This is a genomic window from Streptomyces sp. NPDC057099 (genome assembly GCF_042671245.1).
GTDB lineage: Bacteria > Actinomycetota > Actinomycetes > Streptomycetales > Streptomycetaceae > Streptomyces > Streptomyces purpurascens.
The window spans coordinates 256319-272138 of record NZ_JBHUTX010000002.1 but is presented as its reverse complement, the minus strand read 5'-3'; the positions used below and the strand labels follow the sequence as shown (position 1 = coordinate 272138).

Annotated in this window: 13 protein-coding genes; 6 read left to right on the top strand and 7 right to left on the bottom strand. The window is 71.4% G+C overall.

The annotated features are described in order from the left end of the window. Positions 1–96 precede the first annotated feature (96 nt). Genes ACFT4A_RS03625 through ACFT4A_RS03610 form a run of 4 tightly spaced genes read left to right on the top strand, consistent with a single transcriptional unit; the run spans position 97 to position 3196 of the window. A complete protein-coding gene (locus ACFT4A_RS03625) occupies positions 97–1437 on the top strand; it encodes a ferric reductase-like transmembrane domain-containing protein (protein WP_382825596.1) in 1341 nt (446 codons plus the stop codon). 13 nt (positions 1438–1450) lie between these two features. Next, on the top strand, positions 1451–1864 hold the full coding sequence (locus tag ACFT4A_RS03620; RefSeq protein ID WP_382825595.1) for an FMN-binding protein: 414 nt from the start codon (positions 1451–1453) through the stop codon (positions 1862–1864). Between the two features lie 4 nt (positions 1865–1868). Then, the gene (locus ACFT4A_RS03615) at positions 1869–2612 is read left to right on the top strand and encodes an FAD:protein FMN transferase (protein ID WP_382825593.1); all 744 of its coding nucleotides are present in this window, start codon (positions 1869–1871) and stop codon (positions 2610–2612) included. Positions 2613–2653: 41 nt separating this feature from the next. Next, positions 2654–3196 carry an MOSC domain-containing protein gene (locus ACFT4A_RS03610; protein ID WP_382825591.1) on the top strand — a complete coding sequence of 181 codons (543 nt, stop codon included), beginning with the start codon at positions 2654–2656 and terminating at the stop codon, positions 3194–3196. Between the two features lie 25 nt (positions 3197–3221). Here ACFT4A_RS03610 and ACFT4A_RS03605 read toward each other — a convergent pair whose 3' ends face one another. The 6 genes from ACFT4A_RS03605 to ACFT4A_RS03580 all read right to left on the bottom strand — a co-directional run bounded on the left by ACFT4A_RS03605 (position 3222) and on the right by ACFT4A_RS03580 (position 10578). Then, positions 3222–4160 (bottom strand): Dyp-type peroxidase, encoded by a 939-nt coding sequence (locus ACFT4A_RS03605; protein ID WP_382825589.1) that lies wholly within the window; start codon positions 4158–4160, stop codon positions 3222–3224. Between the two features lie 133 nt (positions 4161–4293). Further along, positions 4294–6348, bottom strand: a complete 2055-nt coding sequence (locus tag ACFT4A_RS03600; protein WP_382825588.1) for a beta-galactosidase — start codon at positions 6346–6348, stop codon at positions 4294–4296. A 29-nt stretch (positions 6349–6377) separates the two neighbouring features. Beyond that, positions 6378–7196, bottom strand: coding sequence for a carbohydrate ABC transporter permease (locus ACFT4A_RS03595; protein ID WP_382825586.1), 819 nt, complete (start codon positions 7194–7196; stop codon positions 6378–6380). After that, the gene (locus tag ACFT4A_RS03590) at positions 7193–8134 is read right to left on the bottom strand and encodes a carbohydrate ABC transporter permease (RefSeq protein ID WP_382825584.1); all 942 of its coding nucleotides are present in this window, start codon (positions 8132–8134) and stop codon (positions 7193–7195) included. The genes ACFT4A_RS03595 and ACFT4A_RS03590 overlap by 4 nt, the downstream gene beginning before the upstream one ends. Positions 8135–8146: 12 nt before the next feature. Next, positions 8147–9496, bottom strand: a complete 1350-nt coding sequence (locus tag ACFT4A_RS03585; RefSeq protein ID WP_382825582.1) for an ABC transporter substrate-binding protein — start codon at positions 9494–9496, stop codon at positions 8147–8149. 23 nt (positions 9497–9519) lie between these two features. After that, positions 9520–10578 (bottom strand): LacI family DNA-binding transcriptional regulator, encoded by a 1059-nt coding sequence (locus ACFT4A_RS03580; RefSeq protein ID WP_382825580.1) that lies wholly within the window; start codon positions 10576–10578, stop codon positions 9520–9522. Between the two features lie 234 nt (positions 10579–10812). Here ACFT4A_RS03580 and ACFT4A_RS03575 point away from each other — a divergent pair, with 234 nt between their 5' ends. Continuing rightward, the gene (locus tag ACFT4A_RS03575) at positions 10813–13935 is read left to right on the top strand and encodes a beta-N-acetylglucosaminidase domain-containing protein (protein ID WP_382825578.1); all 3123 of its coding nucleotides are present in this window, start codon (positions 10813–10815) and stop codon (positions 13933–13935) included. 55 nt (positions 13936–13990) lie between these two features. Here the strand turns inward: ACFT4A_RS03575 and ACFT4A_RS03570 are convergent, their stop codons facing one another. Continuing rightward, entirely contained in the window at positions 13991–14755 is a 765-nt protein-coding gene (locus ACFT4A_RS03570) for a sugar isomerase domain-containing protein (protein WP_382825576.1), read from the bottom strand. Positions 14756–14875: 120 nt separating this feature from the next. On the opposite strand from ACFT4A_RS03570, the gene ACFT4A_RS03565 reads away from it, so the two are divergent. Further along, positions 14876–15760 (top strand): MurR/RpiR family transcriptional regulator, encoded by an 885-nt coding sequence (locus ACFT4A_RS03565; RefSeq protein WP_189721595.1) that lies wholly within the window; start codon positions 14876–14878, stop codon positions 15758–15760. Positions 15761–15820: the final 60 nt, after the last annotated feature.

Here is a 15820-nt window from a genome sequence, read left to right as displayed (position 1 = left end):
GCGATCGATAAACACTTGAAAGTTGAGCGACAGTATTTCGACAGCTCCCCCGCGACAAGCTCGGTATCCCAGGATCCGATCAAGGAGCTGCCGACCGTGACGACCCTCCAAGAACCTCCCGCGGCGACCCGCGCGGGCGTGCGCCCCAGAGTGGTGGGGCGCACCGGCCTGTACGCGCTGCTGCTCGCCAACGCGGTCGTGGTGGCCGTGTTCTTCGTCCAGGCCGGCTTCGCCTCGAACACGCTCATCGTGCTGGGCCGGCTGACCGGCCTGTACGGTTCGCTGCTCATGGCGTTCCAGTTGCTGCTGGTGGCGCGGCTGCCGTGGTTCGACCGGCGGATCGGCATGGACCGGCTGACGTCCTGGCACCGCTGGACGGGCTTCTCGGTGCTGTGGCTGCTGCTCGCGCACGCGGTGTTCATCGTCTTCGGCTACGCCCAGTCCTCTTCGCTGGACCCGGTGAACCAGCTGGTCGACCTCGCGGAGACCGTCGAGGGCGTGCTGCGCGCGATCACCGCCCTGGCGATCATCATCGTGGTGGGTGTGGTCTCGGCCCGCTCCGCCCGGCGCCGGCTGGCCTATGAGACCTGGCACTTCATCCATCTGTACACGTACGTCGCGGTGGTGCTGGCGTTCACGCACCAGGTCGCGGCGGGCACGACGTTCACCTCGTCGTCCGCGGCGAAGACGTACTGGTACGCCGTGTGGGGCGGGGCCCTCGCCTCGGTCTTCGTGGGCCGTCTGGTGCTGCCGCTGTGGCGCAACCTCCGCCACCAACTGCGCGTGACAGCGGTCGTCCCCGAGAGCGACAACGTGGTCTCCATCTACATCACGGGCCGCGACCTGGACCGGCTGCCCGCCCGGGCCGGACAGTTCTTCCTGTGGCGGTTCCTGACGAAGGACCGCTGGTGGCAGGCCAACCCGTTCTCGCTGTCCGCCGCCCCGGACGGCCGTACGCTGCGGCTGACCGCCAAGCGCGCGGGCGACGGCAGCGCGGCCCTGCGGCACCTGAAGGTGGGCACGCGCGTGTTCGCCGAGGGCCCCTACGGCGCCTTCACCACCCTGCACCGCACCCGCCCGGACGCCGTGCTCATCGCGGGCGGCGTCGGAGTCACGCCGATCCGGGCCCTGCTGGAGGAGCTGCACGGCCACGCGGTCGTGATCTACCGGGTGGCCACGGACCAGGACGCCGTCCTCCACGACGAACTGCGCGACCTCGCACTCGCCAAGGGCGCCGAACTGCACCTGGTGACCGGCCCGCCGGTGCCGGACCGGCTGGCGCCCGGGGAACTCACCCGTCTGGTGCCGGACATCGCCGGCCGGGACGTCTACCTGTGCGGCCCGCCGCCGATGATGAACGCGGTGCTCGGCAGCCTGCGCGAGCTGGGCGTGCCCAAGCCGCAGATCCACTTCGAACGCTTCAGCCTGGCCGGATGACGAGGAGATTGTCGTGAAGCGAGCCATACCCGTCCTGGTCCTGAGCATCGCGGGCCTGATCCCGGTCTGGCGCTACGCGCCCTCCCAGGACACCGGGTCGTCGTCGACCGTCACGGAGGCCGCGGCGCCGGCGTCCACGCCCTCGGCCTCCTCTTCGGGAGGCTCCACGACCACGGTCGTGAAGGGCTCGACCCTCGACACCGAGAAGGGCCCGGTGCAGGTCGAGGTCACCTTCGAAGGCGACAAGATCGCCTCGGTGCGGATGCTCCAGCAGCCGAACCACCCGCAGACCACGGCCGCCGTGCCCAAGCTGATCGAGGAGACGCTCCAGGCGCAGAGCGCGGACATCGACACGGTGTCCGGCGCCACCGTCACCAGCGACGGCTACAAGGAGTCGCTCCAGGCCGCCATCGACGCGAAGGGCTGAGGGGATGCGGCGCGTCGAGCACGTGATGGGGTTCCCGGTGTCGGTACGCATCGACGACAAGGGCTTCTCCGAGGCGGCGGTGGACGGCCTCTTCGCCTGGCTGCACGAGGTCGACGCGCGGTTCAGCCCGTTCCGGCCGGACAGCGAGGTGTCGCGGCTCGACCGCGGGGAGGTGTCCGACCCGAGCCCGGCGCTTCAGGAGGTCCTGGACCTGTGCGAGGAGTACCGGGTCGCGACCGGGGGCGCGTTCGACGTACGCCTGCCGGGGCGCGGTCTCGATCCCTGCGCCGTGGTGAAGGGCTGGTCGGTGCAGAAGGGCGCGGAGCTGCTGGCGGCGGCCGGGGCGCGGCGCTTCTGCCTCAACGCGGGCGGTGACGTGGTCGCCGTCGGCGGCCCCTGGCGCGTGGGCGTCCGGCATCCCGAGCACGCCGGCCAACTGTGCACGGTCCTGGATCTCACGGACCGGGCCGTCGCGACGTCCGCCCGCTACGAGCGCGGCGACCACATCGTCGACGGGCGTACCGGGCGCCCGGCGACCGGGCTGCTCAGCCTCACGGTGGTCGCCCCCACCCTGACCGAGGCCGACACCGTCGCGACGGCGGCCTTCGCGCTGGGCGCCGAGGGCGTCGAGTGGGCGGCGGCCCGGGAGAACTGCGAGGTGTTCGCGGTGGACGCCGGGCGCCGGGTCCTGCGGTCGCCGGGGTTCCCGTCCGCCGGGGAACGGACAGCGTCAAAGGCGGCGGGTTAGGCTCCTGGGAGATCACTGCCGAACGGAAGGGGGCCGAAGGCATGAGCGCGACGGTGACGGCGGTCAGCAGCAACGGCGAGTACTCGTTCACCAAGCCGAACCGGGACAGCATCACCCTGCTCGCGGGGCTGGGGGTGGAGGGCGACATCCACGCGGGGGTGACGGTCAAGCACCGTTCGCGGATCGCCCAGGATCCCACCCAGCCGAACCTGCGCCAGGTGCACCTCATCCACGAGGAGCTCTTCGCCGAGGTCGCGGACGCGGGGTTCGAGGTGACGCCCGGCGCCCTCGGGGAGAACATCACCACGCGCGGCATCGACCTGCTCGGCCTGCCGGTCGGCACCCTGCTGCACATCGGCGAGGCCGCGGTGGTGGAGGTGACGGGCCTGCGCAACCCGTGCATCCAGATCGACGCCTTCCAGGACGGGCTGCTGAAGCAGGTCGTGGGCCGCGACGAGGCGGGCCGGATCGTGCGCAAGGCCGGCATCATGAGCGTCGTCCGGGAAGGCGGCGTCGTACGCCCCGGCGACACCATCGAGGTGCGGCTCCCCGCCGAACCGCACCGGCCGCTGGAACGCGTCTGATCACCTTCGGGTGCCCAAGGGCCGGTCAGCCCTCCGGCAAGGCCTCCAGGAAGTCCGCCGGCGGTATGAAGAACAGGCCGCCGGTGACGGCCCGTGAATAGTCCAGCAGCGGGTCGGGCCCCGAGCCCGGCCCGCCGAGGAACATCTTGCGCAGCATCGTCTCGGGTATCCCGGGCGTGCGCGCGTAGGCCACGAAGTACGTGCCGAACTCCCCGTGCCCCGGCCTGCCGAACGGCATCGCCGAGCGCAGGATCCTCTGCTCCGAGCCGTCCGGGCCGAGGACGGTGTTGACGTCCTTGTGGGAGCCGGGCGCGTCGAGTTCGAGGTTGGTGAGCTTGGTGCGGCCGATCACCTTCTCCTGCGCCTCCACGGCGAGGGCCTCCCAGGCGTCCACGTCGTGCAGATACTTCTGCACCATCGCGTAGCTGCCGCCGCGGAAGGCGGGATCCTCCTCGCCGACCAGTGCCGCGTCGGCCGCGGGCGGGCCGACGGGGTTCTCGGTGCCGTCGACGAAGCCGAGGAGGTTGCGCGAGTCGAAGGAGGCGAAGGCCTGCGTCTCGTCCCGTACGGTGACCGCGCCGCGCAGCCGCCGCACCAGTTCGGCGGCGAGCGCGAAGCAGAGGTCGGTGCGGGCGGCCTTGATGTGGAAGAACAGGTCGCCCGGGGTGGCCGGGGCGTGGTGCCGGGGCCCGGCCAGTTCGCGGAACGGGTGCAGTTCGGCGGGCCGCGGTCCGCCGAACAGCCGGCCCCAGGCCCGGGACCCGACCCCGGCGACACAGCCGAGACCGCCGTCGGGGCTGGGGAAGCCGACGGAGCGCACCAGGCCCGCGAGGGAGCCCAGCGCCTCCCGTACGGCGGCCTCCCCGCCGGGTTCGATCGTGGCGACCAGGAACACCGCGATCGACGCCGGCGGGTTCAGCACCGGCTGTGACAGCGTCTCTCCCGGGGGCAGCGGTGACGTCATGGCTTCCCATCCCTTCGCCGGCCGACACGGCCCGCCCGCTCCCCCCTCCGGGGCGGCGCGGCCCACGCCCCTGACACGATGCCCAGCGAACAGACGGCCGGAACTCCCCTGCCGGAAAGGATGGTTGCCGGGTCTATTCCTCGCGCAGCACCTTCACGTCCCAGGGCCCGAGCGGCACCGTGTCGCCGTACACGGTGTCCGACAGCACGTCCCGCAGGGCGGCGGGCACCGGCACGGACACCTCGTCCCACGACCAGTTGTGCAGGAACCGCACCCGGCCGCCGTCCCGGGCGGTCGCCGAGGTCGCCGTGACGCTCGGGTGGGCCGGGCGCCAGGCGGAGTCGGGGGCGTACCGGTCGAACAGGGCCCGGGCGAAGACCGGGTCGGGCACGGTGCCGACGTAGGTGATGCGGCCGGTGCCGTGGCGGTGGGTGGTGACCGCGGGCCAGCGGCCGAAGTGCGGATGCGTGTACGCCGCCAGCGTCTCGGCGCCCTGCGGCCGCAGTCCGTCCGCCCAGTGCAGGGCGTGCGCGTCGGCCGGGAGGGGGAGGGAGTCGGTGCCGGTGACGGGCAGCGGATCGCGCAGGTTGCTGAACTCGTCGTACGTCACCCCGGCGGCCTCGGCCAGCCGGCCCGGCTGGAGGTCGGTGCGGGCCCTGGCCTCGGTGTCGCCGTAGCCGGTGCGCGGGCCGAGGACGAGATGGCCGCCGGCCTCGGCGTAGGCGCGGAGCCGGTCGAGGACGGAGTCGTCGGCGGCGTAGTAGCCGGGGACGACCAGCACGGGCGGCAGGTCGGCGTCCGGGAGCTGCCCGGGATGCAGAACACGTGCCTGGAGCCCGGCGTCGAAGGCACCGCGGTAGAAGGCGTCGAAGATCTTCTCGTACGACCGCCCGTCGGGGTGTCCGTCGGCGTCGGCGAGGGGCGGCTGGCCCTTGAGCGCCCACTTGCTGGGCCCGTCGTACAGGAAGGCGACGTCGGCGTCCGGGGTGAGGGCGGCGACCAGGTCCCCCGCCTTCTCCAACTCACCTCCCAGTACAGCAAGCTCGCGATAGACACGGCCGGGCCGGCCGTTGTGCGGGAGGATGCCGCCCCAGTAGGTCTCGGTGCCGAAGTGCAGGGTGTGCCAGTGCCAGTACTCGATCATCGAGGCGCCCCGGGAGATCAGCGCCCAGGCGGCCTGGCGCCACTGGCCGTCGTAGGCGGGGCGGTTGTCCCACGGCCCGCTGATGGCCTGCGCGTTGGTCTCGGTGACCAGGTAGGGCTCCTGGCGGGAGGAGTACATGCGGTCGGCGCTGCGGTACAGCGCCCAGGTGCCGTTGGTCGTCCAGTGCTGCCCGTCGCCGTTGACGTCGGGCAGGGCGAGGGCGTCCTGCATCGTGTAGTACGGGTTGCCCGCGGTGACGTCGAGGCGCTCGGTGAGGCGGTCGTCCTCGACGCCCTGGCGGTCGTAGGAGATGCAGGTCGTGACGAACTGGCCGGGGCGGGCGTACTCGCGCACGATCCCGGCCTGCCAGGCGATGAACTCGGTGGTGAGCCGGGCCTGGAAGCGCCGCCAGGCCAGGTCGTACTGCGGCTGGGCGTTGCCGTCCGGGGTCCACAGGTCGGCCCAGGTGGACAACCGGTGCGACCAGTAGACCAGGCCCCATTCGCGGTTGAGGGTCTCCACGTCGCCGTACCGCTCGCGCAGTTCGTCGGTGAAGCGCTGGAAGACGCCGTGGTTGTGGAAGAGGTGCAGGCCCGGTTCGTTGTCGACCTGGAAGCCGATGACCGCCGGGTGGTCGGCGTAGCGGCCGACGACCTTGCGGATGATCCGCTCGGCGTGGAAGCGGAACGCGGGGTGGGTGAAGTCGACCTCCTGGCGGGCGCCCCAGCCGTGGCGCTCGCCGGTGCGGGACTCGCCCGCGATCTCCGGGTACTGCCGGGCCAGCCACGGCGGCACCGCGTACGTCGGCGTCCCGAGGATCACCGAGATGCCCCGCTCGTGCGCGCCGTCCAGGACCGGCTGGAGCCAGTCGAGGTCGAAGCGGCCGTTCTCGGGCTCCCAGGTGGACCACACCGACTCGCCGACGCGGATCACCGTGAAGCGGGCCTCGGCCATCAGGTCGAGGTCGTCCTTGAGGCGCTCGTACGGCTGGTACTCGTGGTAGTACGCGGCACCGAACAGGACGCGTCGGGGCAGCTCGAACATGCTTCTCCTTCAGATGAGTTGGCGGTACGTCAGCCCTTGACCGCGCCCGTGGACAGGCCTTCGAGAAGCTGTTTGCGCAGCAGCACGAAGAGGGCGACGGCGGGCAGGACGGCGAGGACGGCTCCGGCGAGCACGAGGTCGTACTGCCGTTGCTCCGACACGAACAGGGTCTGCAGGCCCAGCGGCAGGGTGTACTGGGAGCTGTCGGAGACCAGCACCAGCGGCCACAGGAAGCTGTTGTAGCTCTGCAGGAACTGCCAGACGGCCAGGGCGCCCAGCGAGGGCCGCAGCAGCGGCAGCACGATGGTGCGGAAGATGCCGAACTCGCTCGCCCCGTCGATGCGGGCGGCCTCCAGCACCGAGTCCGGGACGGACTGCACGATGTACTGCTGCATCATGAAGATCCCGAACGCGGGCGCCACCCACGGCACGATCAGCGCGAACCAGGGGCTGCCGAGCCCGGTCTTCACGAGGATCACGAACAGCGGCACGAGGACGACCGCGAACGGGATCGACAGCGAGCTGAACATGACGTTGAACAGCAGCCGCTTCCCGGCGAAGCGGAACTTGGCGAAGCCGTAGCCGGCGAGCGCGCAGACGAAGACGGACACGGTGGTGGCGACGACGGCGACCACCGTGCTCATCAGGAACCAGCGGCCGAAGGGCTGCTCGGTGAGCAGGGTGCGGTAGTTGTCCAGGGTGAAGGGGTCGGGGAGGAGCTTCGGCGGGTAGCCGAAGATCTCGCCGCGCGGCTTGAACGAGCCGCTCAGCGCCCACAGCAGCGGGGCGAGGAAGCCCAGGAACAGCAGGACCAGGACGCCGTAGAGGGGCAGGCGGGCGCGTGTCATGAGGTGGCCCTCCCGATGCCGAGGAGACGGTTGACGAGCCGGCTGAGGCCGAAGACGAGGACGAAGAGGACGACGGCGGCGGCCGCCGCGTAGCCGAACTGCTGGCGCTGGAAGGCGGCCCGGTAGATGAACATGGTCACCGAGAGGGTGGACTCGGCCGGTCCGCCGCCGGTCAGCAGATACGGCTCCTCGAAGACCTGGGCGGCGCAGATGAAGGACGTGACGACGACGAACGCCGTCACCGGCTTCAGCGCCGGCAGGGTGACGGTGGTGAAGGTACGCAGCCGCCCGGCCCCGTCGATCGCGGCGGCCTCGTACAGCTCCCGGGGCACGTTCTGGAGCCCGGCGAGGAAGAAGACGGTGAGGTAGCCGGTCCAGCGCCACAGCATGACCAGGGCGATGCTCACCTTGGCGACGGTCGGGTCGCCGAGCCAGTCGACACCGCCGGTGCCGAACAGGGACCGCAGCACCGCGTTCGCCAGCCCGAACTGCCGGTCGAAGATCAGGCCGAAGACCAGGGCGACGAGGATCGGGGAGACGACGACCGGCACGAAGTAGGCGGTACGCCACAGGTCACGGGCCCTGAGGCCCTTGGCGTTGAGCGCCTGGGCAATCAGCAGCGCGAGCGGCACGATGACACAGACCGCGACCAGCACGAAGACGGCGGTGTTCCCGAGGGCCCGGTGAAAGCTGATGTCGGTGGCGAGCAGCCGGTAGTTGCGCAGCCCCACCCACTGCGGGGTACCCAGCCCCACCCACTCGGTGAGACTCAGCCACAGCGAGACCCCGACCGGGATCAGCATGAACAGGACGTAGAGGAGATAGAAGGGGGAGATGAAGAGGTAGGGCGCCCAGGATCTGCGGGGGCGGTGCGCTGTGCGGTCCGGGTCGCCGTGCCGGTGCGTGATGCGGGACGGTCCGGTGACGGTGGTGGTCATGTCGTCGTCCTCCTAACGTCCGGCCTGGTCACGAAAGTCCGCCGCGGTCTGCTTCAGGGCCTGCCGTGGGGTCAGGCTGCCGCGATAGGCGCGCAACAGGTTGCCCGCGAGGACGTCGTAGAGGATCGACTGGTCCGGGCTCTGATGGAACGCCGGCACGTCCGGCAGCAGCGAGCGGTAGAGGCCGAACAGCCGCTGGCCGCCGCAGAATTCGTCCCGGTACGCGCCCAGACGCGGATCCTCGTACACGGACCGCCGCGTGGGCAGATAGCCGGTCTCGGTGAACCGCCGCACCTGGCCCTCGTGGGTGAGCCAGGTCCTGAAGAGGAACTCCGTGGCCGCCCGGGTGTTGGCCTTGTCCCTGACGACGCCGAAGCCGGTGCCGCCGAGCGCGGCGGTCACTCCGCCGCCTCCGCCGAACCGGGGCAGGGCACGCACGCGCCACTTGCCCTTCTGCTCGGGCACGTTGGGCAGCAGGCCGTAGTTCTTGTACCAGATGGCCATGGGCAGACCGATGACCCGGCCGCTCTTCAGCGCCGTCTGCATGGCGGCCCCGTAGTAGTCGGCCACGTCGATGACGAACCCGCTGCGCAGCCCCTCGCAGAGGAACCGCAGCACCTCCTCGGCCTCCGGCGAGTCCAGCCGCAGCGTCCCGTCGGCGTCGAAGAACGCGCCGCCGCGCTGGTAGAGCAGCATCTGGAAGGACTGCACGACCTGGCCCGGGTCGCTGCCCACCGTGGAGACGACGCACATCGACGCGTTGTGGTCCCGGTGCACCCGGGCACCGGCCTCGGCGAACTCCTCCCAGGTCTGGTCGCCTTGGAGGAGCCCGTACTCGTCGAAGAGGTCCTCGCGGTAGAAGTACACGACCATCGGGGTGTCCGAGTCGAAGGCGTAGACCTGGCCGTCCCTGCTGAAGGGGGCGGTACGGGCGGGCAGCAGGTCGTCCTTGAGGCCGGGCACGGCCTCGATGTCGGGCGTGAAGTCGTGCAGCAGCCGTTCGGCGATGTCGCCGCGCAGCATCCGCGGGAAGCTGCCGATCTCGAAGCCCACCAGGTCGGGGGTGCCGCGCCCGGCGACGGCCTGGGCGAGGAGCTTGGTGACGATGTCCGGCGGTCCGGAGCGGGTGACCTTCAGGTGGTAGCGGAAGTCGGTGGCACGATCGGCCTCCGGGACGCCCTTCACGAAGAACGCCTCGTAGCCCGGGTCGTGGGTCCACAGGGAGAGGGTGACGTCGCCGGAGGTGCGGGGCGTCGTGTCACCCGTTCCGCAGGCGGAGAGTGCGGCGGCCGTACCGAGGCCGAGGGCTCCGCGCAGCAGGGCGCGGCGGGTCGGAGGGGCGGGGGACGGTGGGGTGTACACACGTGACTCCTCACGTGGTGCGGCTACGGGTGGGGTTGCGCGAGGCCCGGGTCCCGTACCGGGCCGGTGGAGGCCCGTACGGTCAGCTCGACCGCCTGGTCGGCGGGTTCGGCCGGTGCGGGGCGGCCCTCGATGAGGGCGATCAGTACGTCGACGGCGCGATCGGCGACGGCGGCGAAGTTCTGCCGGACGGTGGTCAGCGGCGGGGAGAGATAGGCGGCGGTGGGGATGTCGTCATAGCCGACGACGCTCACGTCACCGGGGACGGCGCGGCCCGCGTCGGCGAACGCGCGCAGGGCGCCGATGGCCATGTCGTCGTTGGCGGCGAACACGGCCGTGACATCAGAGAGCCGGGCGAGCTGCCGTCCGGCGGCGTACCCGGAGGCCGGGCTCCAGTCGCCGGGTGACGGCAGGGGTGGTTCGGGCGCGCCGGCGGCGGCGAGAGCCTCGCGCCAGCCGCGCAGACGGTCCCGGGCGGCCCACCAGTCCTGCGGTCCTGGCAGGTGCCAGACGGTGCGGTGGCCCAGGGACAGCAGATGCTCGGTGGCGAGCCGGGCGGCCGTGACGCCGTCGCCGCCGACCACGGCACAGGTGCCCTGGGCGAGTTCCACGCCCTCGCCGACGCTGACCACCGGCACATCGGCGCTGAGCCTGAGCGGCACGCCGTCGTCGATGGGCTCGGACAGCACGATGCCGTCCACGCCCTGCTCCAGCAGCGCGTCCACGGCGACGGAGACCTTCTGCCCTTCCAGGGTGCTGGCCAGGGCGACGGAGTACCCGGCGCGCTGCATCGCCCGTTCCAGGGCGATGAGCAGGGTCGAGGGGCCGTAGAGCGAACTGCCCAGGGAGACCACGCCGATCCGCCGGTAGCGGCCGAGGAGCAGGGCCCGGGCCGCGGTGTTGGGACGGTAGTCCAGTTCGCGGATGACCCTCAGAACGCGGTCGCGTACCTCCGGGCTGACGTGCGGCTCGCCGTTGACGACCCGCGAGACGGTCTTCTGCGACACCCCGGCGGCCCGCGCGACCTCGGTCATGCCGGGACCCCGGCGGCGACGGCCGCCTTCCGCTCCGGTCGTCGTCATGAGGGCTCCCAGGGGGTGGCACGGGCATGGACTACGTAGTCAGGCTGGGGCTCGCTGATGGAAAGAGCTGCTTGACTACGTAGTCACGCCAGTGTGGGAGTCCGGGCGGGCGGCGTCAATGCTCCGGACGGAGCCGATCTCCGACACCCCATTGATTGCTTGATTCAGCATCTCTAGCATCACTCGGTGGCTCCATTCACCTCTCCCTTCATCCCTCCCCGGGAAGGAGATTCCGTGTTCCCAGCCACTCGTCTCAGACTGCCCGCCGCCGCGCTGCTGCTGGCACTGGGCCTCACGCTCGCGCAGGTGCCGCCTTCGGCCGCCGCACCGGACGAGCCCTCGAAGGCCGCCGCCCTGCCCCAGGTGTGGCCGCGGCCGAAGAGCATCCACGCGGGGCCCGGCCGCCTCACGGTTCCCGAGCGGGTCGTGGCGGTCGTCGGGCGCGGGACCGACCCGTCGGCCCGGCGGCTCGTCGAGACCGTCCTGCGCGACGCCGGAGCCAAGCGGATCGTGACGGCCGGCAAGCCGCCCGCGAAGGCCGGGTTCACCGTCTTCCTCGGCGGCCCGGAGGAGAACACCGCCACGGCCTCGGCCCTGAAGCGCCTCAAGACCCCCTCCCCCGCCGGACTGCCCTCCGGCGGCTACGTCCTCGCCTCCGGCCGCAAGGACGGCCGCACCCTCCTCGCCCTGTCCGGCACCGACCGTACCGGCACCTTCTACGCCGCCCAGACCCTGCGCCGACTGGTCACGAGGACCGTGCCCGTGGTGACGGTCCGGGACTGGCCCACGGCCGCGCTGCGCGGAGTGATCGAGGGCTTCTACGGCACCCCCTGGTCGCACACCGAGCGGCTGCACCAGCTCGACTTCTACGGCCGCACCAAGCAGAACGTCTACGTCTACTCCCCCAAGGACGACCCCTACCTGCGCGACCGGTGGCGCGACGAGTATCCGCCCGCCGAACTGCGGCAGTTGAAGGAACTGGTCGACCGGGCCGACGCCAACCACGTCCGCTTCACCTACGCCCTCTCCCCGGGGCTGTCCGTCTGCTACTCCTCGGCCGCCGACATCGCCGCCCTCACCCGCAAATTCGACTCGCTGTACGCCATCGGGGTGCGCTCCTTCGCGATCCCGCTGGACGACATCAGCTACACGACGTGGAACTGCCCCGCCGACGAGAAGGAGTTCGGCACGGGCGGCGGTGCGGCGGGGGCGGCGCAGGCGCATCTGCTCAACGAGGTCTGGAAGGACTTCTCGGCCGGCCGCTCCGGCCTGCACCCCCTGGAGATGGTCCCCACCGAGTACTCCGATCTCGCCGACTCCCCCTACAAGAAGGCGCTGCGGGAGAAGCTGGACCCGTCGGTGGTCGTGGAGTGGACCGGCGTCGGCGTGATCGCCCCCACCATCACCGCCGAGCAGGTCGCGAAGGCCCGTGAGGTCTACGGCCATCCGATCCTGGTCTGGGACAACTACCCGGTGAACGACTACGTCACCAGCCGTCTGCTGCTCGGCCCCTACACCGGCCGCGAGCCCGGCGTGGCGAAGGCGGCGACCGGGGTGACCGCCAATCCGATGGTCCAGGGTCAGGCGAGCCGGCTCGCCCTGTTCACCTCGGCGGCCTATCTGTGGAACCCGGACGCCTACGACCCACGGGCCGCGTTCCTCGCCTCCGTCCGCGACCTGGCCGGGCCGGACGCCGCCAAGTGGCTGCGGATCTTCGCCGAGAACAACTACTCGTCCCAGTTGGACGCGACCGAGTCCCCGACGCTGAGCGCCCTCATCGCCGCGTTCCGCAAGGCGTACGACGAGGACTCCGGGCTCGACCGTGCCGCCGCCGCGCTCCGGTCGTACTTCGCCGACATGGCCGCCACACCCCGTGAACTCCGGGCCTGCCTCGACAACCCCGGGTTCCTCCGGGAGACCTCGGCCTGGCTGGACAAGCTCGGCCGCTACGGCACGGCGGGACGCACGGCCGTGGATCTGCTGCTGGCCGGCAAGCGCGGTGACTCCGACGCGGTCACCACGTACTGGAACCGGCTGAGGTCCCAGCGCAAGGAGCTGGACGCGATACCCCAGCAGGTCTCTCCGGGCGTGATGGACCGGTTCCTCTACACGGCGATGATCGAGAACGCGCCCGACCCGGGGGTGGACGCGGCGTTCGCGCCGGGTTCCGTCAGTCTGAAGCCGGGCGGTTCCGCGAAGATCTCGCTCTCCTTCTCCGACCAGGCCGCCACCGCCGCCCGGACGGTGACCTGGAAGCTGACCGCCCCCGACGGCGTCACCGTCTCGCCCGCCGAGGGCACCGCGACGGTCCCGGCCGGGGGCAGCACGTCGGCGACGGTCACCGTCACGGCCGGGGAGAACGCGCGTGCCGGAGTGCGATCGGTCGGGGTTTCGGGTGACGGCGTGCTCGACCGTGCGCTCCCGGTCCAGGTCACCGACGGCACGGGCTCGTCGAGGGCGCTGACGGCCAACTTCAGTGGGGCGTCGGTCAGTTCCGTCGACCTGTCCTCGAAGAAGGCCACCGACATCGCCGTGGGTGCCAACCCCGGTGAGGTGGTGACGAGTGCGGACGGGCGGACCGCCTACGCGGCCAACCAGGGCTCGAACACGGTCAGCGTGATCGACGTGGCGCAGGGCAAGGTCACCGCCACGGTCCCCGTCGGCAAGGTCCCGGCCGGGCTCGCGCTCACGCCGGACGGCCGCACCCTCTGGGTCGCCAACTACACGGACGGCACGGTCCAGCCCGTCGACACGGCCTCCCTCACCCCGGGAGCGCCCGTCCAGGTCGGCAACGGGCCCGAGAACCTGGCGATCACGCCCGACGGCCGGACGCTCTACGTGCCCAACATCAAGGACGACACGGTCACCCCGGTCGACCTGACCACCCGTAAGGCCGCTGCCGCCGTCCCCGTCGGCCCGAGCCCCTTCAACGTCGTGGCCGCGCCGGACGGGAAGACGGTGTACGTGTCCAACTCCGGTGGCTCGACGGTCACTCCGATCGACACGGCCACGAACGACACCGAGCCGACCCTCCTGGTCTCCGGCCAGGCCTACGGTCTCGCGCTGTCCCCGGACGGCCGGACCCTGTGGGTCAGCCCCAGCACCGGCGACACCGTGACGCCCGTCGACACGGTCACCGGCGCCCCCGGCAGGACGGTGAAGGTCGGCAGGTCCGCCTTCGACGTCGCGCTGGACTGGAACGGCGGCACGGCGTACGTCACCACCGCCGACGCGGGCGCCCTGGTGCCCGTCGACACGGAGTCGGGGACCGTCGGGGCGCCGCTGACGACCGGCGCGTATCCGCTGGCCGTCGCGCTGACGCCGGTGCCTGTGCCTGTGCCTGTGCCCGTGAAGTGAGATGCGGACGGCCGGGGTCCCTCATCGGGGCCCCGGCCGTTTCGTACGGTCCGGTTCAGCTCGCGGTGCGGCGGATCCGGCCCGCGTACTTCTTCTCCAGCTCCAGGTTGCCCTCGAAACCGCCGGGCACGTTGGCCGAGACATAGACCGGAGGGCGTTCGCCGGCGGCGAGGAGGCGTCCGGCGGCCTCGGCGACGGTCATCTGGACCAGCATCACGCCGGTGAGTGTGGACAGGGCGCAGACCGAGCCGCCGCCGGGGAGTTCGAGCAGGGAGTCGCCGCGCGGGGCCGCGTTGTCGAGGACGACGTCGGCGATGTCGGCCAGCTTCCGCCCGCTGGGATGGGCGGCGGGGACGGCCCGGGTGTGAGTGAGGGAGGTGAGGGCCAGGACGCGGTGGCCGTGCTCCTTGGCGTGCAGGGCCATCTCCACGATGACGTTGTTGACGCCGGAGTTGGAGATGACGACGAACAGGTCCTGGGGGTTCGGGGCGGCGAGATCGTAGATCCGCCGCGCCACCCCGGCCTGCCGTTCGAGGAGCGGGTCGTCGAGGACGGCCGGGTCCTCACCGCCGTAGAGGACGAGGTCGGCGATGCTCAGCCGGTTGGTGGGGACCAGTCCGCCGGCGCGGCCGGCGAGTTCGAGGACGAGGGCCTGCGAGTGGCCCGTGCCGAAGGCGTGGACGACACCGTCCGCACGGACGCACTCGGCGACCAGGTCGGCGGCGGCGGCCACCTCGTCGCGGGCGGACTCGATGACCTGCTGGAGGACGACGAGGCTCTCCCGCGCGAACCCCTGGGCGCTCACAGACTCGACGGACACGCGACACACTCCCCACTGATGGATTGAACCACCCTACACTTCTCCATCGATGAATCTATAAACCATATCGGGTCCTGGTATTCAAGTCATGCGAGGAAGGGTGGCTGGTACCTTCTCCCCATGCCTCCCACGGACGTCACCACACTGATCCGCACCGAGCTGCCCCGGCTGGCGGGCTCCCTGCGGAAGGTCGGCGAGCTGATCCTGGAGGATCCGGCCGCCGTCACCCACTGTTCGGCCGCCGAGCTGGGCCGCCGCACGGGCACCTCCCAGGCGACCGTGACCCGTTTCTGCCGGGCCATCGGGCTGGACTCCTACCAGCACCTGCTGATCGAACTGGCCCAGGAGCGCGGCCGGGGCGAGGTCTCCGACTGGGGCACCGCCGAGATCGGCCCGGACATCTCGCCGGACGACAGCCTGGAGCGGGTCGTGCAGGTCGTCGGCACGGCGGACCTGCGAGCCATCCAGCAGACCATCGACCGGATCGACCTCGACGCGCTCGAACGCGCGGCCCAGGCCCTGGCCCGTGCGCGGCGCATCGACGTCTACGGGGTCGGCGGCAGCGGCGCGGTGACCCAGGAGACGGAGACCCGGCTGTTCCGCATCGGCTGCTCGGTCCGCGCCTGGACCGAGGTGCACGCGGCCGCCACCTCGGCGGCCCTGCTCACCCCGGCGGACGTGGCCATCGGCATCTCCCACTCCGGTACGACCCGCGAGACCCTCGAACCGTTCGAGATGGCCAAGGAGCGCGGCGCCACCACCATCGCCCTGACCACCGACCCGCGCTCGCCGCTGTCCAGGTCCGCCGACATCCGGCTCATCCCGTCCTCCTCGGAGACCAGCTTCCGGGCCGAGAGCATCAGCAGCCGGCACTCCGTGCTGATGCTCGTGGACTGCCTCTACGTCCGGGTCGCCCAGCTCACCTACCAGCGGGCGAGCGCCTCGCTGGCACTGACCGACCACATCACCCCGCAGCACGCGGTGAAGTCCCGCCGGACCAAGTGAGCCTGGCCGAGGGTGCATGGATGAACCACCAAGTTGACGTGAAGATGGTTGTTTGAATCA